The organism is Streptomyces violaceorubidus (genome assembly GCF_000717995.1).
GTDB lineage: Bacteria > Actinomycetota > Actinomycetes > Streptomycetales > Streptomycetaceae > Streptomyces > Streptomyces violaceorubidus.
Genome location: NZ_JODM01000094.1, coordinates 1 through 1,898, shown reverse-complemented (window position 1 = coordinate 1,898; position 1,898 = coordinate 1). Strand labels below are relative to the sequence as shown.

At 75.1% G+C, this 1,898-nt stretch carries 1 protein-coding gene; it reads left to right on the top strand.

Annotated features, from left to right (window positions below; genetic code table 11):
* Positions 1–1,898: hypothetical protein (locus tag IE94_RS36595; protein ID WP_037924647.1), on the top strand; the 1,898-nt coding region annotated here is incomplete at both ends.

Sequence of the window (1,898 nt, the reverse complement as noted above, 5' to 3'; positions counted from 1 at the left end):
TCCTCGCCGACCCCGCCCTCACCGGCCGGCTCTCCGAGGAACACCTGCGCACCCTGCGTGCCGCCCGGCGCTCCGGGGACGGCCCGCCCGGCCAAAGCGAGGATCAGGGCCAGACGTCCGGCCCCACGCCGGTCACGACGGTCTCCGTCCAGGCCGACGACAGCCCCGGTCACCAGGAGTCCTTCTTCCGCTCCCTCGCCCAGGCGCTCCCGCATGCCGGGCATCCGCGGCTGTTCGGTGACCTTCCGGCCGCGCAGGTCGGGGAGGCGGCGGCCGAACTGCGGTCCTTCTTCACGGAGCGGCTCGGCACGGAGGGCACCCGGGAGCTGACGGACGGCCTCGACTCGCTGTCCTTCGGCACCGTCAGCCCCGGCGAGCTGCGGCGGGCCGGGATCCACTTCGAGCCGGGCAGCCCGCAGGAGCGGGAGTTCGACCGGACCGGCCGGCTTCCCTCCGGGCTTCGGCTGTCGTCGGAGCAGAGCGCCGCACTCGCCGCCGAACTGCTGCGGCGGCCGGCCACCGACTACCGTCTGGCCTGGCAGTCCACCACGGCCGAACTGCTTCCCGCTCTCGCGGCGAACCTCCTGGACATGCGGGTGAGCGTCGTGGACGGCACCGGGCAGGTCGAGGAGTACGGCGCGCACGGCACGGTCCCCGACCAGCCGCACGTCGTCCTGCGGCGGACCGGCGCCCACTTCGCTCCCGCCGAGCCCGACGACTTCTCCACCCCGCTCCCCGGCCACTCGGACCAGGTGATCCCCCCGGACCAGGCAGTCTCCCCGGACCCGGACCGGGCGGTTCTCCCGGGGCGGGTGCCTTCGGCGGACCGGATGCCGGAACCGGATCCGGCTTACCCGCCCACCGGTCCCGAAGAGGCCGGGGACGCGGCGGGACCCGAGCCCGGACCCGCCCTGCCGGTGCCGCCCCGCGAGCAGGACGGCACCGGCTTCACGCTCCGCGGCCGCGACCTGCTGACCGGCCCCGACGGCACCGAGTACACGCTGACACCGCCGCAGGACGACAACGACGCCAGCCGCGACAACGGCAGCGGCAGCGGCAGGGACAGTAACGGCAACGGTTTCTGGGCCGCGCTGGCCCGGCGCTTCGCGCCGCGTGAGATCAACCCGGTCAGCCGGGTCGTCGGCCGGCGGCTGCCCGAGGGCGCCGTACTCGACCCCGACACCCCCTTCCCGTACGAGGTCCTGCTGTGGGCGGGCGTCGACTCGGCACCCGGGGCCCGCCGCACGGCGCCCCCCGGGTTCACGCCGGGCCGGCTGACCGAGGAGCAGCGGGAGCAGTACCGGACCAGCGGCGGCCGGCTGCCCGACGGGCTGGACCTCAGCCCGCGCCAGCGACGCGACCTGATCAAGGCCCAGCTCTTCCTGGGCGCCCACTGGAACGAGGCGACTGCAGCCACCGCGGCCCAGGTCGCCGCCGACAGCTTCGGTGCCGAGATCGTCGTCGTGGACGAGGACGGGACCCACCGGAGCTACCGGCCCGCCGAGCCGGGTCCCGCCGGGACGGTCACTCTGTTCCGGCGCGGTTCGCGGTACGTCCTGGCCACGGTCCGCGACACGTCCCGCACGGTGCCGGAAAACGCCCCGGCTGACGCCGTCCCGGACAGGGATCCGGACCGTCCCGAGGGGACCGGACTGGTGTCGGCGCTCGGCACCTTTACCGCCGGTGAGGGCGGTGGCGCCGTGGACAAGGGGAAGGGGCGGGCCCTTGCCGACGAGCCGGGAGAGGAGCCGCAGGGGCTGTCGGACGCGGAGTGGCAGGCCGTCTCCGGCCTGTCCGGGGAGGAGCCGCAGGGGCTGTCGGACGCGGAGCAGACGGCTGTTTCCCTGCTTGCCTCGGCCGGTGTTGATCTCGGGCCCGTGATGCTGATGGGGCCGGAG